This window comes from Teichococcus vastitatis (assembly GCF_003604215.1).
Taxonomy (GTDB): domain Bacteria; phylum Pseudomonadota; class Alphaproteobacteria; order Acetobacterales; family Acetobacteraceae; genus Pseudoroseomonas; species Pseudoroseomonas vastitatis.
This window is the reverse complement of the sequence record NZ_QXGS01000001.1, coordinates 375,540-396,898: the sequence shown is the minus strand read 5'-3', so window position 1 is coordinate 396,898 and position 21,359 is coordinate 375,540. Positions and strand designations below refer to the sequence as shown.

Genomic DNA, 21,359 nt, shown 5'->3' with positions numbered 1-21,359 from the left:
CTCTAGGGAGTAGACCCATGGCCAACCTGAAGGAGCTGCGGGGGCGCATCAACAGCGTCAAGTCGACCCGCAAGATCACCCAGGCGATGAAGATGGTCGCGGCGGCGAAGCTCCGCCGCGCCCAGCAGCAGGCCGAGGCCGCGCGGCCCTTCGCCGAGCGGATGGCGCGCATGCTTGCCTCCCTGGGCCAGGCGGTGGCCGGCAACCCGGACGCGCCGACCTTGCTGGTCGGCACCGGGCGCGACCAGACGCACCTGCTGATCGTGGTGTCGGGCGAGCGTGGCCTCGCCGGCGCGTTCAACACCAATGTGGGCCGGTACGCCCGGACCCGCATCCGCGAGCTGGAAGCGCAGGGCAAGACCGTTAAGGTGCTGGCCGTCGGCCGCAAGGCCGCCGCTTATTTGAAGCGCGAATTCGCGTCGCGCTTCGTGGGCGAGATCAGCTTTCAGGGCAAGAAGCAGGTCGGCTTCGCCGAGGCGCAGGAGATTGCCCTCCGCGTCACCGGCATGCTGGAGGCCGGCGAGTTCGACGTCTGCACGTTGATCTTCAACCATTTCCGCAACGTCATCAGCCAGATTCCGACGGCGCAGCAGCTGATCCCGGCGCAGCTGCCGGAGGTTGAGGCCACGGCGGCCAATGGTGCCCAAGGGGACGCAGCCGCCTGGTACGAGTACGAGCCGGACGAGGCCACCATCCTGGCGCAGATCCTGCCCAAGAACCTCGCCATCCAGATCTACCGCGCGATCCTCGACAGCGCCGCCGGCTTCTACGGCAGCCAGATGAACGCGATGGACAACGCCACGCGCAACGCGGGCGAGATGATCAACAAGCTGACCTTGAAGTACAACCGCACGCGTCAGGCCAACATCACCAGCGAGCTGATCGAGATCATCTCCGGTGCTGAGGCGCTCTGAGGGACACACCGCCATGAAGAACAACGTCGGCAAGGTTACACAGGTCCTGGGCGCCGTCGTGGACGTGCAGTTCCCCGCCGAACTGCCGAACATGCAGAACGCGCTGCAGGTCAAGATCGGCGAGCGGACCCTGGTGCTCGAAGTGGCGCAGCACCTCGGCGAGCGCACCGTGCGCACCATCGCCATGGACACCACGGACGGGCTGGTGCGCGGTGCGGAAACGGTTGACACTGGCAAGGGCATCGCCGTGCCGGTGGGCGAGGGCACGCTGGGCCGCATCCTGAACGTCATCGGCGAGCCGATCGACGAGCGTGGCCCGGTGCCGCACGAGAAGTCCTACACCATCCATCGCGCCGCCCCGTCCTTCGAGGACCAGGCGACCTCGGCCGAGATCCTGGTGACGGGCATCAAGGTCGTCGACCTGATGTGCCCTTACCTGAAGGGCGGCAAGATCGGCCTGTTCGGTGGCGCCGGCGTCGGCAAGACCGTCACCATCCAGGAACTGATCAACAACATCGCCAAGGGCCATGGCGGCGTGTCGGTGTTCGCGGGCGTCGGTGAGCGCACCCGCGAGGGCAACGATCTTTACCATGAAATGATCGACGCCGGCGTCATCAAGCTGGGTGAGAACGGCTCCACCGAGGGTTCCAAGGTGGCGCTGGTGTACGGCCAGATGAACGAGCCGCCGGGCGCGCGCGCGCGCGTCGCGCTGAGCGGCCTGTCCATGGCGGAATACTTCCGCGATGAGCAGGGCCAGGACGTGTTGTTCTTCATCGACAACATCTTCCGCTTCACCCAGGCCGGCGCCGAGGTTTCGGCGCTGCTGGGCCGCATCCCCTCCGCGGTGGGCTACCAGCCGACGCTGGCCACCGACATGGGCACGCTGCAGGAGCGGATCACCTCGACCAAGAAGGGCTCGATCACCTCGGTCCAGGCCATCTACGTGCCCGCCGACGACCTGACCGACCCGGCGCCCGCTACCTCCTTCGCCCACCTCGACGCGACCACGGTGCTCAACCGTGCCATCGCCGAGCAGGCGATCTTCCCGGCCGTGGATCCGCTGGATTCCACCTCCCGCGCGCTCGACCCGCGCATCATCGGCCAGGAGCACTACGACACCGCCCGCGAGGTGCAGCGCATCCTGCAGACCTACAAGTCGCTGCAGGACATCATCGCCATCCTGGGCATGGACGAGCTGAGCGAGGACGACAAGCTGATCGTGGCGCGCGCGCGCAAGATCCAGCGCTTCCTGAGCCAGCCCTTCCACGTGGCCGAGGTGTTCACCGGCACGCCGGGCGTGTTCGTGAAGATCGAGGACACGGTCCGCTCCTTCGCCGCCATCTGCAAGGGCGAGTACGACCACCTGCCGGAGGCCGCCTTCTACATGGTCGGCACCATCGAGGACGCGGTGAAGAAGGCCGAGTCCCTCAAGGCCAAGGCCTGAGGATCGAACGATGGCTACCTTCGACCTGGAACTGGTCAGCCCGGAAAAGCTGCTGCTTTCCCGCCCCGTCGAGATGGCCATCATCCCGGCCGCCGAAGGCGAGATGGGCGTGCTGCCCGGCATGGCGCCGATGATCGTCGCCCTGAAGGGCGGCGTGATCCGCGTGCAGGAGAACGGCGCCATCACCGAGAAGCTGTTCGTGATGGGCGGCTTCGCGGAGATCACGCCGACCCGCGTCACGGTGCTGGCGGATGAGGCGACGCCGGTGGCGCAGCTCTCCCGCGCCAAGGCCGCCGAGCGGGTGCGCGAAGCGGAGGCGGCTTATTCCGGCACCGCCGCTGCCACGCCGGAGGAGCGCGAGCTGACCATGGACCGCCTGCTGGCGGCGCGTGAAATGGAAGCCGCTGCCGAAGCGGCCTGAGGCTTCCCATCGCTTCGATCCGGACGCCGTCCTGGCCTGCCAGGGCGGCGTTTCCATTTTGGCGCTGATCTGTGAGGCTTTTACAACCGATCCGTGTATGCTCTGCTCCGGCATGCAGGATGGGGATGGGCGATGACCAAGATCGGGCAACGGCCTTGCCGCTGAACCGGCGCAGCTTGGGGGGACTCGGGCTGGGATGGCTGCTTTCCCCCGCCGCGGCACAGGGCGCCGGGCTTGGCAGCCTGGCGCGCACCCACAGCGTCGTTTTCGGCACCGCCATCCAGGCCCGGTACCTGGAGCAGGATGCCGCCTACCGTGACGCCGTCGCCACGGAGGCATCGCTGCTGGTGCCGGAATGGGAAGCCAAATGGGCGGCCTTGCAGCCGGAGGAGGGCCGCTTCGACACCGCGCCGCTGGATGCGATCCTGGCCTGGGCCCGGTCGCAGCGCATCCCGGTGCGGGGCCATGCCCTGGTGTGGCACAATGCCATGCCGGATTGGCTGCCGGCGGCGTTGGCGGAAGGCCGGCAGCGGGCGCTCGGTGTTCTGGCGGCGCATCTGGACGTCGCCCTGCACCATGCGCGCGGCCAGATCCGCGACTGGGACGTGGTGAACGAGCCGATCGCCAACCCGCCCGGCAGCGACGTTCCCGACCCCGGCCCGGGGCCGCTGCGCGACACGCCCTGGCTGCGGGCCCTCGGCCCTTCCTATGTCGAGACGGCGCTGCGCATGGCGCGGGAGCGCGACCCGACGCTGCGCCTGACGCTGAACGAGTACGGTGTTGAGGAAGACACGCCCGATGCCGCCGAGAAGCGCCGCCGGCTGCTGGCGCTGCTGCGCGACCTCGTCGGCCGCGGCGTTCCGCTGGATGCAGTCGGCATCCAGGCGCATCTGCAACTGGCGCGGCCGTTTCGGCCGGAGCCCTTCGCCGGCTTTCTGGCGCAGATCCGGTCGCTGGGCCTAGCGGTGCTGGTCACCGAGCTCGACATTCGCGAAACCCATGCCGCGCCGCAGGATCTGGCCCGGCGTGACGCGCTGGTGGCGGAGCGGGCGGAAGCCTTCCTGGCCTGCGCCGTGCAGGGTGGGGCCCGCACGGTGCTAAGCTGGGGATTGACCGACCGCTATTCCTGGCTCGCCACGGAACCGGCCGTCGCGCTGCCGAACGGGCGCGTCCATCGCGGCCTGCCGCTGGATGCGGATTACCACCGCAAGCCGATGTGGAACGGCATGGCCCGCGCCTTCGCCCGCGGCTGAACAGGGGGCGACAGGCGGCGCCATCCGGTGTTGGATGCCTGCCTTTCGTGACCTCCGGAGCTTGCCGCGTATGGACCTCGCCCTTTTGGAAACCCCCGTTCCCGTGGTGGAGCTCGACATCGTCGAGCGCAACCTCCGCCGGATGCAGGATTACTGCGACCGCGCCGGCATCGCCCTTCGGCCGCACATCAAGACGCACAAGATCCCGTCCCTGGCACACCGCCAGATCGAACTCGGCGCCAGGGGCATCACCTGCCAGAAGCTGGGCGAGGCCGAGGTGATGGCCGATGCCGGCATCGACGACATCCTGATTTCCTATCCCATCGTGGGCCAGGGCAAGGCGCTGCGCCTGGCTGCGCTGGCCAGACGGGCGACGATGCGGGTTTCCCTCGACAACCCGGTGGCCCTGGCCACCGTGTCCGAGGCCGGGCGGATCGGCGGCGAGATCGGCGTGCTGGTGGAATTCGACAGCGGCAATGGCCGCACCGGCGTCACCTCGGTGGAGGAGGTGCTGACCCTGGCCCGCGCCGCGCGTGACACCGACGGCGTGCGCTTCGACGGGCTGATGAATTATCCGGTCAACGCCCGCACCGGAGAGATCCTGCGCGAGCTGTTGCCGCGGCTGGAGGCGGAGGGGCTGAAGCCCGCCATCATCTCCGGCGGCGGCACGCCCCAAGCCTTCCGCACGCATGAGATGGCGCCGGTCACCGAGCTGCGGGTCGGCACCTACATCTACAATGACCGCATGACCGTCGCCGCCGGTCATGCCAGCTGGGAGGACTGCGCCTACACGGTGCATGTCACGGTGATCAGCCGACCACGCCCGGAACTCGCCATCGTCGATGCCGGGTCCAAGGTGTTCTCCTCCGACCCGATGCCGGCCGGCACGGGCGAGGGGCATGGCTATTTCCCGGCCTATCCGCAGGCGAAGCTGGCCAAGATGAGCGAGGAGCACGGCATGGTGGACCTGTCCGCCTGCGGCGAAAGGCCGCAGATCGGCGAGCGGCTGCGCGTCATCCCCAATCATGTCTGCCCGGTCAGCAACCTGCATGACCGCCTGGCCTTCACCAAGGGCGGGGTGTTCCAGGGTTTCGGCGCCATCGCCGCCCGGGGGCGCAGCCAGTGAGCGGGGCGCAGCCAGTGGGCGACAGCGCCGAAGCCCGTCTCGCCGCCCTTGGCCACAGCCTGCCGGCCGTGGGCAAGCCGCTCTTCTCCTACGTGCCGTTCAAGCGGGCAGGAGATGTCGTCTTTGTCTCCGGCCAGGTTCCGCGCCATGCCGATGGCAGCCTGACCACCGGCAAGGTGGGCGAGGCGCTGGGGCTGGAGGAAGCGCGGCAGGCCGCCGTGCTCTGCGCCTTGCACATCTTGGCCGTGGCGAAGGTCGCCGCCGGATCGCTGGAGAAGGTGGAGGTGCTGAAGGTGTTCGGCATGGTCAACGCCGTGCCGGATTACGGCGACCAGCCCAAGGTGATCGACGCCTGCTCCAACCTGCTGGTGGAGGTGCTGGGGGAGCGGGGGCGGCATGCCCGTTCCGCCGTGGGAATGGGATCGCTGCCCTCCAACGTGCCGGTGGAGATCGAGGCGGTGATCCGCATCCTCGATTGACGGTGCCGGGGCAGGGGGTGCTTCCCCCTGCCTTCGCTGCTGTCCGGCCGGGCGTCAGCGGCCCAGAAGGTGCCGGCCGAGAAAAGCCGTCACCGCGGCGTAGACCCGGCGGCGGTTGTCGCGCTTGGTGAAGCCATGCCCTTCATCGGGAAAGGTCAGGTATTCCACCGGCACGCCGCGGCCGCGCAGCACCTCGGTGATCTGCTCGCTTTCCTGTGGCGGCACGCGCGGATCGGTCAGGCCCTGAGCCACCAGCATAGGGCAGCGGATGCGGTCGGCACGGTTGAGCGGCGACAGGCGCTCCAGCAACTCGGCATCCTGCACCGGGTCGCCATATTCGGCGGCACGATGGCCGATGCGCCAGGGACCGGTGCGCTCGAAAAAAGTCTTCCAGCGGGCAATGCCGTAGAAGTCGACGCCGCAAGCCCAGAGTTCCGGATATTCGGTGGTGGCGGCCAGCACCATCCAGCCGCCATAGCTCTGCCCCATGATGCCGATGCGGCCGCCATCCGCATCGCTCCGCGCCGACAACCAGCGATGCGCCGAGGCCAGGTCGGCGACGCTGTCGAGGCGCTTCTCCCGGTCATCCAGCTCGGCATAGGCGACGCCGTATCCGGTGGAGCCGCGCACATTCGGCACCAGCACGGCGATGCCCATGGACAGGATGGTCTGCAGGTCGGGCCGCCAATTCGGCAGCGCCTGCATGGCCGGGCCGCCATGCACCCAGACCAGCACGGGCCACCCGGCGGGCGGGCGCTCGCCCTGCGGCAGCGCCAGGAAGCCTGGCAGGTCGCGCCCGTCATGGCTGGGGAAGGCGATGGTGTCCCAGCCGCGCAGCGGCGGCAGGCCGGCGGCCTCGTGCACCGCCTCGCTTCGCGCCGCATCCGGCCGGGCGCGGTGCAGGCCGGATGGAAAGGCGAAGCCGGCCAGGTCAAAGGCGACGCTGCCACCATCCGGCGCCCAGCTCACCTTGGTGATGACGCCGCGCGGATGCGCAGGGCCCGGCCGCTCCGTCCCCGTTTCCGCATCGAGGAAGCGCAGGCATGAATAGCCGCCTTCATTCACCACCACCGCCAGGGTGGACTGGTCGGGCGAGACTTCCAGCTTCTCCACGTCGGCCTCGGGCGTGAACAGCCAGCGCGGCGCTTCGCCGGGGCGCAGAAAGGCCACGCCAAGGAAGTCGCGGCCCTGGTCGCAGAGCAGCCAGACGCCGCTGCCATCCTGTTTCCAGCGCGGGTTCATGTGCCGCGCATCCCCGGCATGGGGCGTCAGCTCGGTGCGGGCCGTGCCGTCCAGCGGCACGAGGTACAGGTTGCTCTCGAAGGTGCGCGGCGCGGTGCCGAGGATCACCGCCTGCCCATCAGGCCGCCAGGCGAGCAATTCATGCGGGCCTTCCACCTCGGCGACGCAGCGGGCCTCGCCGGTGGCCAGCTCCAGCACCCAGGCGTCGGTGTGGGCCGGATGGCGGGCATTGCTGGTGAAGGCGATGCGGTCGCCGCCCGGCGCCACGGCGCCCCAGCCATGGATGGTTCCGGGATCGGCGGTCAGCGCCCGTGCCTCGCCTTCCGGCGGCAGGCGATAGAGCTGCACCCGCTCGTCGCCGGCGGCGTCGCGGCCAAAGATGGCACCGCCATCCGGCAGGCCGGTCACGAAGGCACAGGCGTCGCGATGCGCCGTGCGCTGCCGCGGCGGCCCGCCATCCGCCGGCCATTCCCACACCTGCGCCGAGCCGCCGGCATCGTGCAGCGCGTAGAGCCGCCCGTCGCCGGCAAAGGCGGGCAGGGTGGCGGCGGGGATGGAGAGGAGCTGTTCCAGCAGGAGGTTCGCGTCGGTCATGCGGCAGTGTTGAACCCGAACGGCGCGCTCGCCAAGAGGGGGCGGCGGCCACGCTCCGGCTTGCTCCGGGCGGACGAGCGACCATGTTTATCGGGACACCACAAGGAGCGTGGCGATGGCCCTGCCCCCCGATGCCCGGAGCATGATGCGCTACGACGCCGGCAAGAAGTCGCCGCTGATCGCTTATCTGCTCTGGTTCTTCTTCGGCCTGTTCGGCGCGCACCGCTTCTATGCCGGCAGGGTTGGCACCGGTCTCGCGCTGCTGGCGCTGAGCCTGATCGGCTTCGCCACGATCGGCACCGTGCTGATCGTGCCGCTGATCTGGGTGGTGGTGGATGCCTTCCTGATCCCGCGCTGGATTCGCAGCCACAATGAACGGCTGATCGATTCGCTGACCCGGCTGGGCTGACCCGCAGGGGCAGGGCGGCCCAACGGTTCGTTGCGCGGATCTGCTGCTTCTTCGATGGCGCCGGATGGCGCGTTGACCTATTGCAGCAACGCCATGCGCTATGTGTCGACCCGGGGCGAGGCCCCCTCCCGCGATTTCCAATCCGTCCTGCTGGCCGGCCTCGCCGAGGATGGCGGCCTGTTCTTGCCGGAATCCTGGCCAGAATTCTCCGCCGCCGAATGGCGCGCCCTGCGCGGCCTGCCCTATCCGGAACTGGCGGCCCGGGTGATGGCGCCGTTCGCCGAGGGATCGCTGGACCCGGCTACGCTGCTGGGCATGACGCGGCGGGCCTATGCGGGCTTCGGCCATCTCGCCACCGCGCCACTGGTGCAGATTGAGCCGCAGCTCTTCGCGCTGGAATTGTTCCACGGCCCGACGCTCGCCTTCAAGGACATGGCGATGCAGTTGCTGGGGCATCTGTTCGACCATGTGCTGGCCGAGCGGGGGGAGCGGGTCACCATTGTCGGCGCCACATCGGGCGACACGGGCTCCGCCGCCATCGAGGCCTGCCGCGACCGCGCCGCCATCGACGTGGTGATCCTGCACCCGGAGGGCCGCACCTCGGAGGTGCAGCGCCGTCAGATGACCACGGTGCTGTCGCCCAACATCCACAACCTCGCTGTCCAGGGCTCGTTCGACGATTGCCAGGACTTGGTGAAGGCGATGTTCAACGACGCTCCGTTCCGGCAGGAGATGCAGCTTTCCGCCGTTAACTCGATCAACTGGGCGCGGATCGCGGCGCAGGTGCCGTACTACGTGTACGCCGCTCTGGCACTGGGCGCGCCGGACCGGCCGGTGGCGGTGTCGGTGCCGACCGGGAATTTCGGCAATGTGCTGGCCGCCTGGGTGGCGCGCCGCATGGGGCTGCCGATCGAGCGGCTGGTGATCGGCGCCAACCGCAATGACATCCTGACCCGCTTCCTGGCCGCCAACGACATGAGCGTGCAGGGGGTGGCGCCGTCGCTCTCGCCCTCCATGGACATCCAGGTATCGTCCAATTTCGAGCGGCTGTTGTTTGAGCTGCTGGACCGCGACCCGGTGGCCACGGCCGACACCATGCGCCGGTTCCGTGCCGACGGCCGCATGCCGGTGCCGGATGCGGCCTGGAAACAGGCCACCACGCTGTTCCACGGCCATGCCGTGTCGGACGAGGCGACGCTGGAGGAGATTCGCCGCCTGCACCGCGACAGCATGTATCTGGCTGACCCGCACACCGCCATCGGCACTGCCGCGGCGCGGGCGCACCGGCCGGAGACAGGCATTCCAGTGATCGTCGCTGCCACGGCGCATCCGGCGAAATTCCCGGATGCCGTGGAAAAGGCTACCGGCATTCGCCCGCCGCTGCCGCCGCGCCTGGCCGATTTGTTCGCGCGGGAGGAACGCTTCACCGTGCTGCCCAACGCCCTGGAGGCGGTGGAGGCGGCGGTGCGCGGCCACGCCCGCCGGAACTCGCGCTGAGGCGCGAGGCGGGCCGGGCCGCGTGGTTCAGCCCGGATTGTCGGGAATGCGGATCGGCGTGATCTCCACCATTGCTACGCCGTCCTCACGCATGCCGAGCAGCGTCGCAGTCCGCGGGCTGACATCCAGCACCCGGCCTTTCTTGAAGGGGCCACGATCCTGGATGGTGACGGTGGCGGTGCGGCCATTCTCCAGGTTCTTCACCCGGGCCTCGGTGCCGAGGGGCAGGGTGCGGCTGGCGGCGTTGTTGGCGTTGCGGTTGAATCGCTCGCCATTGGCCATGCGCTTGCCGTGGAAGTGGTTGGCATAGAAGGACGCGCGGCCGCGCTGCACGCGGCGGGCTTTTTGCCGGTTCTGGTTCTGTGCCTTGTGGGTCTGGCTCTGCGCCGCCGGTTCGCGCCGCGTGTCACGCGCTTCGACGGGAGAAAAGGCAACACTCAGGCCGAGTGCCAGACAGAAGGCCGGAAGGGTCAGGGCTCGCATGGTCGGGCTCCCTTGCTGCTTGCCGGTTGAAAAAGAGGTGACGGCGATCGCCGTTTATGGGCCTTGGCCCGGGCCGGATCGTTACCGGCTGAGGAAGGAACCTTCCGCGCAGGCTGAAGTTTCTCGCGCATCCTATGGAAAAAGCCGGATTTTCCAGCCGTCAGTGTTCTGCGTAGCGAGACTCAGCGGTTGTTCAGGGGCTGCACCTCAACCGGCGCGGTGCCGTCATCCACCATATCGAGCTTCTGCGCGGTGCTCTTGCTCACATCGACGACCCGGCCGCCGACATAGGGACCGCGATCCTCGATGGTGACCACGGCGGTGCGGCCGTTTTCCAGGTTCTTCACCTGCGCCTTGGTGCCGAGGGGCAGGGTCTTGCTGGCGGCGGAGTCGGATTGCTGGCTGAAAGCTTCGCCGTTGGCCATGGTCCGGCCGTGGAACTTGTCGTGGTAGAAGGACGCCTCGCCCTTCTGCACGCCGCCTGCCGGCGTCGCTTCACGCGCTTGCGATGCCGGCTTGGCGCTCGCTGTCGGCGCCGGTGGCGGCGCCTCGGGAGCCTGGCTGCAGGCGGCCAGGCCCAGGACGCTCAGCAGCGCTACCTGAGCGATAATCTTCTGCGATCCGCGATCTGACATGGTTGCGTAGGTCCTTTCCGTCTGGTGCCCCGGATGTGCTGGCGCCGGTGTTCTTCGCCTGCCCTCGGCTCAAGCGGAGCCTTGGCGCGCCACAAACTCCGGAAGGCCGTTTCGGTTCCTGAACTGGATGCGGTTGCGCGACGGGGTCGTATCGATGCCTGATCCGCCTTACATTGCCGATAACGCGATGAAGCGCCGGACCCTGTTGCCGGCCTGATGACCACGGGAACCCTGCCTTATGTCCGATGCGGTGCGGCTGACGCGCCTGGCCAACGGCCTGACCATTGTTTCTGAAAGCATGCCGCGGGTGGAGACCGTCTCCATCGGCGCCTATGTGCATGCCGGTACGCGGGATGAAGCGGCGGCGGAGAACGGAGCCAGCCATTTCCTGGAGCACATGGCGTTCAAGGGCACCGCGAAGCGCGACGCCGCCGCCATCGCCCGCGAGATCGAGAATGTCGGCGGCCACCTCAACGCCTACACGGCGCGCGAGAACACCGCCTATTACGCCAAGGTGCTGAAGGAGGACATGCCGCTGGCCGCCGACATCCTCGGCGATATCCTGACGCATTCCACCTTCATCCCGGATGAGCTGGAGCGCGAGCGCGGGGTCATCCTGCAGGAGATCGGCCAAGCCAACGACACGCCGGACGACATCATCTTTGACCATTTCCAGGCCCAGGCCTTTCCCGACCAGCCGATGGGCCGGCCAACGCTGGGCACTGAATTGGTGATCCGCTCCATGCCGGGCGGCATGCTGCAGGACTACATGCGCCGCCATTACGGCCCGAGCCGCATGGTGGTGGCCGCTGCGGGCGCGCTGGAGCATGACAAGCTGGTGGACCTCGTCACCCGCCATTTCGCCGACCTGCCCGGCGTGGCGCCCGCCCCGTCCGAGGCCGCTCGCTATCGCGGCGGCGAGTTCCGCGAGGAGCGGGAGCTGGACCAGGTGCATGTGGTGCTGGGCTTCGAGGGTCCGGCCGTCGCGACGCCGATGCACTACCCGACCATGCTGCTTTCCACCCTGCTGGGCGGCGGCATGTCCTCGCGCCTGTTCCAGGAGATCCGCGAGAAGCGCGGGCTGGTGTATTCGATCTATTCCTTCGCCCAGCCGTTCCGGGATGGTGGCCTGTTCGCCCTTTACGCCGGCACCGGCGAGGAGCAGGCGGCCGAACTGGTGCCCGTGGCGCTGGAGGAGTTGCGCCGCGTGCAGCACGACGTGACGGAGGAGGAGCTGGCCCGTGCCAAGGCGCAGCTACGCGCTTCCGTGCTGATGTCGCTGGAATCCACCGGCAGCCGCTGCGAGCAGTTGGCGCGGCAGATCCAGGTGCATGGCCGCATCATCCCGGTGGAGGAAACCAAGAGCAAGATCGCCGCGGTGACGGTGGAGCAGGTGCAGCAGGCGGCGGCCATGATCTTCCGCTCGCGCCCGACGCTGGCGGCGCTTGGCCCCGCCGGCCGCGTGCCCGGCCTGCCCACCATCGCGGAGAAGCTGGCGGCATGAACCGGCTGGAGCGCCTGGAATCCCTGGTGGCTGCCGCCCGCGCGGCGGGGGCCGACGCGGCGGACGCGCTGCTGGTGGCGGGGGCCTCGCTGTCCGTGCAGCGGCGGCTCGGCAAGGTCGAGCATCTGGAGCGCTCCGAAGGTTTCGACCTGGGGCTGCGCGTGTTCGTGGGCCAGCGCCAGGCCATTGTGTCCACCACCGACCCGGAGCCGCGCGGCTTCGCGACCCTGGCCGAGCGCGCCGTCGCCATGGTGCGCGCCGTGCCGGAGGACCGCTTCGGCGGCCTGGGCGAGTTCCATCCGCCGCAGGCCGCGGCCCTCGACCTCGATGATCCGTCCGAGCCCGATGCTGAGGCGCTGGCAGCCCGCGCCGCGACCGCCGAGGAAGCCGCCCTGGCGGTGTCCGGCATCACCAACAGCGAGGGTGCCGAGGCCGGCTGGTCACGCTCCCGTGTCGCCATGGTCGCTTCCACCGGCTTTGCCGGAGAATATGCCCGGTCCGGGCATTCCATCATGGTGACCGTGGTGGCCGGAGCCGGCACCGCGATGGAACGCGACTACGACCACAGCAGCGCCGTCCACCTGTCCGACCTGGAGGACGCGGCCGGCCTCGGCCGCCGCGCCGGCGAACGGGCGGTGAAGCGGCTGAACGCCGTGCGCCCGCGCTCGGCGCGGATGCCGGTGGTGTTCGATCCGCGCGTGGCCGGCTCCTTCGCGTCCCATCTGGCCGGGGCGCTGAACGGCGCCGCCGTGGCGCGCGGCACCTCCTTCCTGCGCGACCGCATGGGGCAGCAGGTGCTGGCCGCCGGCCTGTCGCTGCGGGACGACCCGCTGCGGCGGCGCGGCCTGCGCTCGCGTCCCTTCGACGGGGAAGGCATGCCCTGTCAGCCACTTGCCCTGGTGGAGAATGGCGTGCTGCGGCATTGGGTGCTGGATTGGCGCAGCGCACGGCAACTGGGCCTCGCCTCCAACGGGCGCGCGGCGCGCGGCATCTCCTCGCCGCCCGGCCCGGCCACCACCAATCTGTGGCTGGAGGGCGGCACCGTCTCGCCCGAGGAATTGCGAGCCGACATCGCCGAGGGGATCTACGTCACCGAGATGATCGGCTCCGGCGTGAACGGCATCACCGGCGATTACAGCCGCGGCGCCGCCGGCTTCATGATCCGCGGCGGCGAACTGGCGGAAGCGGTGAGCGGCATCACCGTGGCCGGCAACCTGAAGGACATGTTCCTGAACATGGCCGCCGCGAATGACCTGCGCTTCCGTCGCGGCACCGATGCGCCAACCCTGCGCGTCGAGGGCCTCACCGTGGCCGGCAGCTGAGGCTGCGCGCCAGCCGGTCCAGCGCCCCCTCGGCCTCGGCCGGGTGGCGCAGGCGGATCACCTCCAGCTCGCTCCAGAGGCCGGATGCCAGGGCGGCCTCGATCGCCGCCCGCCTCGGCAGGAGCATGCGCCAGGCGTAGCGGACGGGATGGCCTGGGTCGAGCAGGTTGCGCCAGCGCTCCCGGTTGCCGTTCCATAGTGTCGCGCGGCCGAGCAGCCGCCAGGCGGAGCGCCGGATCACTCGCGGCATCACCACGCGGTGCGGATAATCCAGCCACACCAGATGCGTCGCGCGGGTCCAGAGCGTGGGAAGGGCTTCCGCGAAGTAGTTGCCATCGGCAACCCAGCCCGGCTGTTCCGCCAGGGCGAGCAGGCTTTGGCGCATCGCCGGCTCCGCGGCCTCGGTCCAGCCAGGGCCCCAGTAGACGGCGTCCAGCTCCAGATGGGGCAGTCCCAGCCGCGCGGCGAGGCGGCGGGCCAGGGTTGTCTTGCCGGCGCCCGAGATGCCGATCACCACAATCCGGGGCGGATTCAATTTGTCGCGCATCTGCCGCTGCCCCGTCCGTGTTGAAGCCGCAGATACGGATGAAGGATCCTTCATGTCCACCACCACGACCCTGCTGGCGCGGCGCTTTCTTCTGGCTGCCGTGCCCTCCGCCGTTGCCGGCGGAATGATCGGCGCGCGCCCTGCGACGGCGCAACCGGCCACGCAGCCGGCGCCGGCGCCTGCCGCCCCGGCCCCCTCCGGCGGGCCCTTCACCTTGCCGCCTTTGACCTATGCGCCGGGCGCATTGGAGCCGCATATCGACGCGGCCACCATGTCGCTGCACCACGACCGGCACCATGCGGCGTATGTGACGGCACTGAACAATGCCCTGAAAGACCACGGCCAGATGGCGCAGATGCCGCTGGAGCAGGTCCTGGCGCGGCTGAGCGAGGTGCCGGAGGCGGTGCGAACCACGGTGCGCAACAATGCCGGCGGCCATGCCAATCATTCCATGTTCTGGCAGATCATGGGAGCCGGTGGCGGCGGCACGCCTTCCGGCGAGTTGGCGCAGGCGATCGACCGCGATCTCGGCGGCTTCGAGAAGTTCAAGACCGATTTCAACGGCGCCGGGACGCGGCAGTTCGGCTCGGGCTGGGTGTTCGTGACCGTGGACCAGGCGGGCAAGCTCGCCATTGCCGCCCGGCCCAACCAGGACACGCCGCTGATGGACGGGCAGCGGGTGCTGATGGGCAATGACGTGTGGGAACACGCCTATTACCTCAAATACAACAATCGGCGGGCCGACTACCTGGCGGCCTGGTGGAACGTGGTGAACTGGGACGCCGTGGCGCAGCGCTTCGCTGCCGCCAAGGCCGGCACCCTGACGATCTAGCCGCCGAAGAGCCGCCACAGCAGCGGCAGCAGCAGCGCGGTCGCCAGCGCGTTCAGCCCCATCGCCAGGCCGCTGAACGCGCCGGCGGTGGCGTTGACCGAGAGGGCCCGCGCCGTGCCGATGCCATGCGCCGCCGTGCCCATGGCCAGCCCGCGCGCGCGCCAATCCCGCACCCGCACGACGTTCAGCACGATTGGTCCCAGCATGGCGCCGACCACGCCGGAGGACAGCACCACTGTGGCGGTCAGGCCGGGCAGGCCGCCGATCTGCTCGGCGATGCCCATGGCGACCGGCGTGGTGACCGAACGCGGTGCCAAGCTGGCGATCACCTCGGGCGCGACACCGAACATCACCCCGAAGCCGACACCCGCCAGCGCCGCCATGGCGCCGCCGGCCAGCACCGCCGCCAGCGCGGCCGTGGCCGAGGCGCGCACATGCCGCCATTGCCGGTACAGCGGCACCGCCAGCGCCACGGTGGCCGGGCCGAGCAGGAAGTGCACGAACTGCGCACCCTGGAAATAGCTGCGGTAATCCACCCCGGTCGCGAGCAGCAGTCCCGCCAGGATGGCGATGGCGAAGATGATCGGATTGGCGGCGGGATGGCGCCGGAACAAGGTGGCGAGCTGCAGCCCGGCCATCCAGGCCAGCAGTGTCGCGGTCAGGGCCGCCAGCGGGTCCCGCGCCAGATAGACCCAGATCTGTGTCAGATCCATCAGCCCATCCGCCGCATCAGGAATTGGGCGATGCGGCCGGTCAGCGCGATGGTCAGCAGCGTGCCGATCACGATCGCCAGCGACATCGGCGCCCACCAGCGCGCCAGCTGCGGCCCATACACCACCACCCCGACACCCGCCGGGATGAACAGCAGTCCCAGATGCGTCAGCAGCGCGTCCGCCACCTGGCCGAGACCCGGCACGCCGGGATCGGGCCGGGGGGCGTCCGGCGCGAAGCGGTCGCGCAGCAGCAGGCTGGTGAACAGCAACACCATGCCGATCACCGGGCCCGGCACGGGAAGCGCCATGGTGCGGGCCAGAACCTCACCGGCCAGCTGGCAGAGCAGGAGAACCGTCAGGCCGCCGATCATGCGGCGACTCCGGCACGGGGCGGGCGGGAATGGGTCATGTGGCAGGTCCGGCGCTGGAAAAGCGGTGATTGTCCGTCCATGCGGCGGGGCGATCCAGGCCCAGGGCTGCAAGGCAGGGTTTCCCTTGCATCGCGGCCAGTCCGCGCGGCCCGCGCGAAATCCTGGGTGAACCATGCAGAGCGCTATAGAACCCGAGGCAGGACCCAGGCAGGACGTGGGGAGTTTCGCGCATGGCGCGAGGGTGGGCATGGCTGGCCGTGCTGTTGACGTTGGCGGGCTGCGGCGGCGGCGGAGGCACCACCGGGCCGGTGCTCGGTGCCGCCGCGCTGCGCGAGCCGGTGAGTTGCGTGCCCTATGCCCGGGCCCGCTCCGGCATCGATCTGCGGGGCGATGCCTGGGAATGGTGGGATGCCGCGGCCGGCCGCTATGCACGGGGCCACAGGCCGCAGCCCGGCAGTGTGCTGGTGCTGGAGCGCGCCGGGCGGCTGCGCGACGGGCACCTCTCGGTGGTGACGCGGGTGGTGTCCCGGCGCGAGATCCGCGTTGACCACGCGAATTGGGCCAGCGGCGGCGGCAAGGGCCGCATCGCGCGGGACCAGCCGGTCTGGGACGCCTCGCCGGGCAACGACTGGTCGCAGGTGCGGGTCTGGTATCCGCCCTCGCGGGATTATGGCGTGACCACCTACCCGGCGGCCGGCTTCGTGCATGGCGGCAGGGCCTGGGCAGGGGGGTGATGTGTCTGGACGCGCGCCGCGCGCCATGCTGCAAGCATCGGGATCATCGACCGGAGATGCCCGCCGCCATGCTGCCCCGCCGCCCGCTGCTCGCCCTGGGCGCCGCCGCGCTCGCCATCCCCCGCATCGCGGCTGCGCAGCCGGCCTGGCCAGACCGCCCGGTGCGTTTCGTGGTGCCGTTTCCCGGTGGCTCCTCGCCCGACCTGACCGGCCGGCTGGTGGCGCAGCACCTGGCAGGCGTGCTCGGCCAGCCGGTGGTGGTGGAGAACAAGGCCGGTGCCGGCGGCAACATCGGCACCGACGCGGTGGCCAAGGCGACGGACGGGCTGACCATCGGCCTGTCGATCAACGGCCCGCTCTCCACCGCCCCGGCGCTCTATCCAACCCTGTCCTATGACCCTGCCAGGGACCTCACGGCGGTGTCCCTGCTGGTGCGCGGCGGACAGGTGCTGGTGGTGCATCCTTCCGTGCCCGCCACCGACTTCGCCGGCTTCGTCGCGCATGCCAAGAACAATCCGGGCAAGCTGACCTTCGCCTCGGTGGGCGCCGGCTCGGGCGGCCACCTGGCGATGGAGGACATCAAGGCCCGCACCGGCATCGCGCTGGAGCACGTGCCCTATCGCGGCTTCCCGCCCGCCGTGCTGGATCTGGTGGCGGGCCGCATCAGCGCCATGGTGGTGACGGCGGCGGCGGTCCTGCCGCAGCTGCGCGAAGGCCAGGGCCGGGCCCTGGCGGTGACCACCGATGCCCGGATGCCGCAGCTGCCCGACGTGCCGACCCTGGCCGAGGTCGGGCTGCCGGGCGCCGCCTCCTATGGATGGCAGGTGCTGATCGTTCCTGCCGGCACGCCGGGCGAGCGTATCCAGATGCTGGCGCGCGAGGCCCGCGCGGCCTTGTCCACCGAGCGGGCCCGGCAGGCGATGGACGCGGCGGCCTTCGAGATCGTCGCTAGCTCGCCGCGGGAGGCAAAGGCCTATGTGGCGGCGGAAGCGGCGCGCTGGGGCGCGCTGATCCGCACGCTGGGGCTGAAGCTGGAAAGCTGAGAACCCGGTGCCGCCACGTAGGTGGGGAGGGGCATCGCTGCCCCTCCGGGTTGCCGGAGGCTCAGTGCGTCCGCTCGGCCGGATGCTGAGGCGCCACCGCACCGCGCGTCTTCCACAACGACAGGGCGATCGAGCCGGCGATGATCCCGCCGGTCACCATCAGCGCGTATTCCACCGGCACCGCCTTGCCGCCGGCGTACCAGTTGGCCAGCATCTTGGCGCCGACGATCATCAGCACGATCGACAGCCCGTGCTTCAGGTAATGGAAGCGGTGGATGATGCCGGCCAGCGCGAAGTACATGGCGCGCAGGCCCAGGATGGCGAACACGTTGGCCGTGTAGACGATGAACGGGTCGGTCGAGACGGCAAAGATGGCCGGAATGCTGTCGAGCGCGAACAGCAGGTCGGTCAGCTCGATCAGCACCAGCACCAGCAGCAGCGGCGTCACCATCAGCCGGCCGGCTTCGCGCACGGTGAAGGCGTTTCCGCGGAAGCCCTCAGTCACCGGCAGGCGGCGGCGCATCCATTTCAGGATGGCGTTGTCTTCCGGATCCGGCTCCTCATCGACGGTGCGCAGCATCTTCCAGCCGGACCAGATCAGGAACAGGCCGAACAGCACCATCAGCCAGTCGAATTCCCGCAACAGGGCGGTGCCCACCAGGATCATCACGCCGCGCATCACCAGCGCGCCGATGATGCCCCAGAACAGCACGCGGTGCTGGAATGCAGGCGGCACGCCGAACTTGGCGAACAGCAGAACGAAGATGAAGATGTTGTCGACCGAGAGCGACCATTCGATAATGTAGCCGGTCAGGAATTCCAGGCTGCTGGTGGCCCGCTGCTCGGGCGTTTCGCCATAGGTCATGCGCAGCCAGACAAAGAAGCCGATGGCGAGCGCGATGTAGACGGCGGATTTGATCAGGGCGGTCTTCACCGGCACCGGGGCCGGGTTGCCATCGGGGTCCTTCCTGGCGAAGACGCCGAGGTCGAGCAGCAGCAGGCCGAGCACGGCCGCATTGAAGACGATCCAGAAAGTTGGTGAGGCTTCCACGCCAGAAGGCTCCTCGTTAAGGGGCCTGGACGCGGGCGAACAGCCTCAGGGCTGCCTTGCATGCCTGCGCGCTCCGGGCCCGGTTGCGCGAAAAGATCCGACATCGCGGGGGCGGGTGCGTGGCGTCGCTGGTCCGCCCGGCGCCAGAGGGGCCCGGATCCCGGAATACATGGACGAACTTTCATTATTAGGCAAGACCAGTTGTTTCTGTCGGCGAATCACGCCATCTGGTCGTTTGCACGGGGCGCGGCAGGCCACTAGTGTCGGACCCTGTGGCGAGATCGCGGCCAGGCTGGTGGGGCAGTCCCGTCAGGGGAGGCTGGTCGCCTTATTGGATCGAGGCTTGGGCTATGGGTTCCTTCAGCGTCTGGCATTGGCTTGTTGTGCTGCTCGTGGTCCTGCTGCTGTTCGGCGGTGGCAAGATCAGCGGGCTCATGGGCGACCTCGCCAAGGGCATCAAATCCTTCAAGAAGAACATGAAGGAAGATGACGACGATGCCTCGATGGCAGCGGATTCGCCGCCGGCCGGCAACATCTCCGGACCCGCGCCGCATGCGCGGCCGAGCACCGAGCCGAAGACCTCCAACTCTTCGCATCCGGCGGCCTGAGTCGCGAGCCGGCCGGGCTTTGCCGCGGAGGCGATGGGCCCGGAAGGTTTGAGGCTGTAAAGGGTCAGGCACGGCGAAGCCGTGCGCTGGCCCTTTGTGTGTCCGCCCCCCCTCACAGCGTCACCGAAACGCCGCTGGTCCTATGCGGGACGCTGCGCTATGGCCGGCGGGGCCCCGCACGACCTTCCCGGAACCCGGACGCATGCCTGAGCCGATCCCCGACGCCGCCATCGCCGCCATCATCGCCGCCGGCCACCGGCTGGACCTTCGCAACTGGGTGCCGGCCACCGCCGGCAATTTCTCGCTGCGGCTGCCGGGCGGGCGCATCGCCGTGACCCGTTCGGGCGTCCACAAGGGCTTCCTCGGCCCGGAACATGCGATGGTGGTGGATGGGGAGGGGCTGCCGGAGGATCCGGCACTGCGGCCCTCCGCCGAAACCCTGCTGCACTGCGGCATCTACCGCCGCTTTCCCGAGGCACGTGCCGTGCTGCACGGACATTCGATTGCCAATACCGTGCTGTCGCGCCGGGCCGGGAAGGCGATCGTCTTGCAGGGTTATGAATTGCTGAAGGCATTTCCCGGATTGCCGACGCATGATGCGGCGGTGAGCGTGCCCGTGGTGCCGAACGACCAGGACATCGCGCGCATGCAGCGGGGCCTGGAGAGGCGCTGGGGTGCCATGGCGGGAGCGGGTGAGGCGATTCCCCCCGGGTACTTGATCCGTGGCCACGGCATCTATGTATGGGCGGAGACGATGGACGGCGCCCTGGCTCGGCTGGAGGCGCTCGAATTCATGCTGGAATGCGAGTTGCAGGATTGGAAGGAGAGGGAACGATGAGCCTTCTGACCATCAAGGATGCCGCCACCGGAACCGAGGAGTTGCGCAGCAGCGATCCGGATCAGATCGCCCGCGCCCTGGCGCCGATCGGCGTGCGCTTCGAGCGCTGGCCGGTCGCCGAGCTTGCGGAAGGCGCTTCGGCGGAGGCGGTGCTGGAAGCCTACCGCCCGCAGCTCAACAGCTTCATGGCCGGCACCAATGCCGGCACGGCGGACGTGATCAAGCTGGATAGTAGCCATCCGCAGAAGGATGCGCTGCGCGCCAAGTTCCTGTCGGAGCATACCCACACCGAGGACGAAGTGCGCTTCTTCCATGAGGGCAGCGGCAACTTCATCATGCATGTCGGCGGCAAGGTTTATGACGCGCACTGCACGCGCGGTGACCTGATCAGTGTGCCGGCCGACACCCAGCACTGGTTCGATGCCGGCACGGAGCCGCGGGTGACGGCGCTGCGCATCTTCACCGACACCACCGGCTGGACGCCGCACTACACCGGCACCGACATCTCCGAGCGCTTTCCGGCGGTGATCGGATGAGCGGGCTGCGCTCCGGCACCGCGTCTCCGGTGCCGGTCAGCGCCGTGTTGACCGACATCGAGGGCACCACCACCTCGATCGCCTTCGTCAAGGACGTGCTGTTCCCCTTCGCCGAACGGTCGCTCGATGGCTTCCTCGATGCGCATGCCGACGACCCGGAGGTGGTGGCCTGCCTGACCGCCGTGCGCCGGGCCGCCGGGGCGGGCGAGGATCCGCGGGCCGCGCTGCGCCGGTGGATGGCCGAGGATGCCAAGGTCGGCCCGCTGAAGACGCTGCAGGGGCTGATGTGGCGGGCCGGTTACGCCAGCGGCGAGATCACCGGCCATCTGTGGCCGGACGTGGCGCCCTGCCTACGCGCCTGGGCGCGGGCCGGGATCGGGTTGAACGTGTATTCCTCCGGCTCGGTGGCGGCGCAGAAGTTGATCTTCGGCCATTCGGTGGCGGGTGACCTGACCGGCCTGTTCGGCGGCTTCTTCGACACCGCGATGGGCGGCAAGCGGGAAGCGGCCAGCTATGCCGCCATCGCCGAGCGGCTGGCGCTGCCATCCGACGACATCCTGTTCCTGTCCGATGTGGCGGAGGAGCTGGATGCGGCAAAAACTGCGGGATATGCCACCTGCCAGCTCGTCCGGTCGGAAGATGGCACGGTGGCGTCCGGCCGGCATCCGCAGGCCGCGGATTTCCCTGGCGTCGCCGTGGCTTTTGGCCTACCCGTGCCTCGCCTGTCGCAGGGCGAGGCCGCCTGAGATCCTCGCCCGTCCGG

At 69.3% G+C, this 21,359-nt stretch carries 24 protein-coding genes; 17 read left to right on the top strand and 7 right to left on the bottom strand.

The features are described from left to right. Positions 1-17: 17 nt before the first annotated feature. The 6 genes from D2K64_RS01875 to D2K64_RS01850 all read left to right on the top strand — a co-directional run bounded on the left by D2K64_RS01875 (position 18) and on the right by D2K64_RS01850 (position 5,637). On the top strand, positions 18-914 hold the full coding sequence (locus tag D2K64_RS01875; protein WP_120006092.1) for a F0F1 ATP synthase subunit gamma: 897 nt from the start codon (positions 18-20) through the stop codon (positions 912-914). A 13-nt stretch (positions 915-927) separates the two neighbouring features. After that, entirely contained in the window at positions 928-2,358 is a 1,431-nt protein-coding gene (atpD, locus tag D2K64_RS01870) for a F0F1 ATP synthase subunit beta (RefSeq protein WP_120006090.1), read from the top strand. 10 nt (positions 2,359-2,368) lie between these two features. Next, positions 2,369-2,779, top strand: coding sequence for an ATP synthase F1 subunit epsilon (gene atpC / locus D2K64_RS01865; RefSeq protein ID WP_120006088.1), 411 nt, complete (start codon positions 2,369-2,371; stop codon positions 2,777-2,779). Positions 2,780-2,904: 125 nt separating this feature from the next. Next, positions 2,905-4,032, top strand: a complete 1,128-nt coding sequence (locus D2K64_RS01860; RefSeq protein ID WP_238383949.1) for an endo-1,4-beta-xylanase — start codon at positions 2,905-2,907, stop codon at positions 4,030-4,032. Between the two features lie 70 nt (positions 4,033-4,102). Next, positions 4,103-5,158: an alanine racemase gene (locus D2K64_RS01855; RefSeq protein WP_120006084.1), complete on the top strand. Its 1,056-nt coding sequence runs from the start codon at positions 4,103-4,105 to the stop codon at positions 5,156-5,158. Beyond that, on the top strand, positions 5,155-5,637 hold the full coding sequence (locus D2K64_RS01850; RefSeq protein ID WP_202910421.1) for a RidA family protein: 483 nt from the start codon (positions 5,155-5,157) through the stop codon (positions 5,635-5,637). The genes D2K64_RS01855 and D2K64_RS01850 overlap by 4 nt, the downstream gene beginning before the upstream one ends. A gap of 54 nt (positions 5,638-5,691) precedes the next feature. Here the strand turns inward: D2K64_RS01850 and D2K64_RS01845 are convergent, their stop codons facing one another. Further along, positions 5,692-7,473 (bottom strand): S9 family peptidase, encoded by a 1,782-nt coding sequence (locus D2K64_RS01845; protein WP_120006080.1) that lies wholly within the window; start codon positions 7,471-7,473, stop codon positions 5,692-5,694. 115 nt (positions 7,474-7,588) lie between these two features. Here D2K64_RS01845 and D2K64_RS01840 point away from each other — a divergent pair, with 115 nt between their 5' ends. Beyond that, complete coding sequence (locus D2K64_RS01840) at positions 7,589-7,882, top strand: TM2 domain-containing protein (protein ID WP_120006078.1); 294 nt, start codon at positions 7,589-7,591, stop codon at positions 7,880-7,882. 93 nt (positions 7,883-7,975) lie between these two features. Next, on the top strand, positions 7,976-9,379 hold the full coding sequence (gene thrC, locus D2K64_RS01835) for a threonine synthase (RefSeq protein ID WP_120006743.1): 1,404 nt from the start codon (positions 7,976-7,978) through the stop codon (positions 9,377-9,379). Between the two features lie 27 nt (positions 9,380-9,406). Here the strand turns inward: thrC and D2K64_RS01830 are convergent, their stop codons facing one another. Beyond that, complete coding sequence (locus D2K64_RS01830; protein ID WP_120006076.1) at positions 9,407-9,862, bottom strand: septal ring lytic transglycosylase RlpA family protein; 456 nt, start codon at positions 9,860-9,862, stop codon at positions 9,407-9,409. 182 nt (positions 9,863-10,044) lie between these two features. Further along, on the bottom strand, positions 10,045-10,497 hold the full coding sequence (locus tag D2K64_RS01825; RefSeq protein ID WP_120006074.1) for a septal ring lytic transglycosylase RlpA family protein: 453 nt from the start codon (positions 10,495-10,497) through the stop codon (positions 10,045-10,047). A 238-nt stretch (positions 10,498-10,735) separates the two neighbouring features. Here D2K64_RS01825 and D2K64_RS01820 point away from each other — a divergent pair, with 238 nt between their 5' ends. Continuing rightward, positions 10,736-12,001, top strand: coding sequence for a M16 family metallopeptidase (locus D2K64_RS01820; RefSeq protein ID WP_120006072.1), 1,266 nt, complete (start codon positions 10,736-10,738; stop codon positions 11,999-12,001). After that, positions 11,998-13,323: a TldD/PmbA family protein gene (locus D2K64_RS01815; RefSeq protein ID WP_120006070.1), complete on the top strand. Its 1,326-nt coding sequence runs from the start codon at positions 11,998-12,000 to the stop codon at positions 13,321-13,323. The genes D2K64_RS01820 and D2K64_RS01815 overlap by 4 nt, the downstream gene beginning before the upstream one ends. On the opposite strand, the gene D2K64_RS01810 is transcribed toward D2K64_RS01815, so the two are convergent. After that, on the bottom strand, positions 13,304-13,870 hold the full coding sequence (locus D2K64_RS01810) for a P-loop NTPase family protein (protein WP_120006068.1): 567 nt from the start codon (positions 13,868-13,870) through the stop codon (positions 13,304-13,306). The genes D2K64_RS01815 and D2K64_RS01810 overlap by 20 nt on opposite strands. A 52-nt stretch (positions 13,871-13,922) precedes the next feature. On the opposite strand from D2K64_RS01810, the gene D2K64_RS01805 reads away from it, so the two are divergent. After that, positions 13,923-14,702 (top strand): superoxide dismutase, encoded by a 780-nt coding sequence (locus D2K64_RS01805; protein WP_120006066.1) that lies wholly within the window; start codon positions 13,923-13,925, stop codon positions 14,700-14,702. Here the strand turns inward: D2K64_RS01805 and D2K64_RS01800 are convergent. After that, a complete protein-coding gene (locus tag D2K64_RS01800; protein WP_202910419.1) occupies positions 14,699-15,415 on the bottom strand; it encodes an LrgB family protein in 717 nt (238 codons plus the stop codon). The genes D2K64_RS01805 and D2K64_RS01800 overlap by 4 nt on opposite strands. After that, complete coding sequence (locus D2K64_RS01795) at positions 15,415-15,786, bottom strand: CidA/LrgA family protein (protein WP_120006064.1); 372 nt, start codon at positions 15,784-15,786, stop codon at positions 15,415-15,417. The genes D2K64_RS01800 and D2K64_RS01795 overlap by 1 nt, the downstream gene beginning before the upstream one ends. A 230-nt stretch (positions 15,787-16,016) precedes the next feature. Between D2K64_RS01795 and D2K64_RS01790 the strand changes: the two genes are divergently transcribed. Further along, positions 16,017-16,520, top strand: a complete 504-nt coding sequence (locus D2K64_RS01790) for a CHAP domain-containing protein (RefSeq protein ID WP_120006062.1) — start codon at positions 16,017-16,019, stop codon at positions 16,518-16,520. 56 nt (positions 16,521-16,576) lie between these two features. Then, entirely contained in the window at positions 16,577-17,563 is a 987-nt protein-coding gene (locus D2K64_RS01785) for a Bug family tripartite tricarboxylate transporter substrate binding protein (protein WP_238383948.1), read from the top strand. 61 nt (positions 17,564-17,624) lie between these two features. On the opposite strand, the gene D2K64_RS01780 is transcribed toward D2K64_RS01785, so the two are convergent. Then, positions 17,625-18,614 carry a TerC family protein gene (locus D2K64_RS01780; protein WP_120006060.1) on the bottom strand — a complete coding sequence of 330 codons (990 nt, stop codon included), beginning with the start codon at positions 18,612-18,614 and terminating at the stop codon, positions 17,625-17,627. Between the two features lie 350 nt (positions 18,615-18,964). Here D2K64_RS01780 and D2K64_RS01775 point away from each other — a divergent pair, with 350 nt between their 5' ends. The 4 genes from D2K64_RS01775 (at position 18,965) to mtnC (ending at position 21,342) form a co-directional block, all read left to right on the top strand. Further along, complete coding sequence (locus D2K64_RS01775) at positions 18,965-19,222, top strand: twin-arginine translocase TatA/TatE family subunit (RefSeq protein WP_120006058.1); 258 nt, start codon at positions 18,965-18,967, stop codon at positions 19,220-19,222. Positions 19,223-19,424: 202 nt separating this feature from the next. Then, complete coding sequence (locus D2K64_RS01770; protein WP_120006056.1) at positions 19,425-20,060, top strand: methylthioribulose 1-phosphate dehydratase; 636 nt, start codon at positions 19,425-19,427, stop codon at positions 20,058-20,060. Beyond that, positions 20,057-20,596 carry a 1,2-dihydroxy-3-keto-5-methylthiopentene dioxygenase gene (locus D2K64_RS01765; RefSeq protein ID WP_120006054.1) on the top strand — a complete coding sequence of 180 codons (540 nt, stop codon included), beginning with the start codon at positions 20,057-20,059 and terminating at the stop codon, positions 20,594-20,596. Before D2K64_RS01770 ends, D2K64_RS01765 begins: the two co-directional genes overlap by 4 nt. Continuing rightward, positions 20,593-21,342, top strand: coding sequence for an acireductone synthase (gene mtnC / locus D2K64_RS01760; RefSeq protein WP_120006052.1), 750 nt, complete (start codon positions 20,593-20,595; stop codon positions 21,340-21,342). Before D2K64_RS01765 ends, mtnC begins: the two co-directional genes overlap by 4 nt. The last annotated feature ends 17 nt before the right edge of the window (positions 21,343-21,359 follow it).

Bases quoted from the DNA above. Each gene is read 5' to 3' on its own strand.
- D2K64_RS01875 (WP_120006092.1), top strand. From the start codon at position 18: ATGGCCAACCTGAAGGAGCTGCGGGGGCGCATCAACAGCGTCAAGTCG.
- atpD (WP_120006090.1), top strand. From the start codon at position 928: ATGAAGAACAACGTCGGCAAGGTTACACAGGTCCTGGGCGCCGTCGTG.
- atpC (WP_120006088.1), top strand. From the start codon at position 2,369: ATGGCTACCTTCGACCTGGAACTGGTCAGCCCGGAAAAGCTGCTGCTT.
- D2K64_RS01860 (WP_238383949.1), top strand. From the start codon at position 2,905: ATGGGCGATGACCAAGATCGGGCAACGGCCTTGCCGCTGAACCGGCGC.
- D2K64_RS01855 (WP_120006084.1), top strand. From the start codon at position 4,103: ATGGACCTCGCCCTTTTGGAAACCCCCGTTCCCGTGGTGGAGCTCGAC.
- D2K64_RS01845 (WP_120006080.1), bottom strand. From the start codon at position 7,473: ATGACCGACGCGAACCTCCTGCTGGAACAGCTCCTCTCCATCCCCGCC.
- D2K64_RS01840 (WP_120006078.1), top strand. From the start codon at position 7,589: ATGGCCCTGCCCCCCGATGCCCGGAGCATGATGCGCTACGACGCCGGC.
- thrC (WP_120006743.1), top strand. From the start codon at position 7,976: ATGCGCTATGTGTCGACCCGGGGCGAGGCCCCCTCCCGCGATTTCCAA.
- D2K64_RS01830 (WP_120006076.1), bottom strand. From the start codon at position 9,862: ATGCGAGCCCTGACCCTTCCGGCCTTCTGTCTGGCACTCGGCCTGAGT.
- D2K64_RS01825 (WP_120006074.1), bottom strand. From the start codon at position 10,497: ATGTCAGATCGCGGATCGCAGAAGATTATCGCTCAGGTAGCGCTGCTG.
- D2K64_RS01820 (WP_120006072.1), top strand. From the start codon at position 10,736: ATGTCCGATGCGGTGCGGCTGACGCGCCTGGCCAACGGCCTGACCATT.
- D2K64_RS01815 (WP_120006070.1), top strand. From the start codon at position 11,998: ATGAACCGGCTGGAGCGCCTGGAATCCCTGGTGGCTGCCGCCCGCGCG.
- D2K64_RS01810 (WP_120006068.1), bottom strand. From the start codon at position 13,870: ATGCGCGACAAATTGAATCCGCCCCGGATTGTGGTGATCGGCATCTCG.
- D2K64_RS01805 (WP_120006066.1), top strand. From the start codon at position 13,923: ATGTCCACCACCACGACCCTGCTGGCGCGGCGCTTTCTTCTGGCTGCC.
- D2K64_RS01800 (WP_202910419.1), bottom strand. From the start codon at position 15,415: ATGGATCTGACACAGATCTGGGTCTATCTGGCGCGGGACCCGCTGGCG.
- D2K64_RS01795 (WP_120006064.1), bottom strand. From the start codon at position 15,786: ATGATCGGCGGCCTGACGGTTCTCCTGCTCTGCCAGCTGGCCGGTGAG.
- D2K64_RS01790 (WP_120006062.1), top strand. From the start codon at position 16,017: ATGGCGCGAGGGTGGGCATGGCTGGCCGTGCTGTTGACGTTGGCGGGC.
- D2K64_RS01785 (WP_238383948.1), top strand. From the start codon at position 16,577: ATGCCCGCCGCCATGCTGCCCCGCCGCCCGCTGCTCGCCCTGGGCGCC.
- D2K64_RS01775 (WP_120006058.1), top strand. From the start codon at position 18,965: ATGGGTTCCTTCAGCGTCTGGCATTGGCTTGTTGTGCTGCTCGTGGTC.
- D2K64_RS01770 (WP_120006056.1), top strand. From the start codon at position 19,425: ATGCCTGAGCCGATCCCCGACGCCGCCATCGCCGCCATCATCGCCGCC.
- D2K64_RS01765 (WP_120006054.1), top strand. From the start codon at position 20,057: ATGAGCCTTCTGACCATCAAGGATGCCGCCACCGGAACCGAGGAGTTG.
- mtnC (WP_120006052.1), top strand. From the start codon at position 20,593: ATGAGCGGGCTGCGCTCCGGCACCGCGTCTCCGGTGCCGGTCAGCGCC.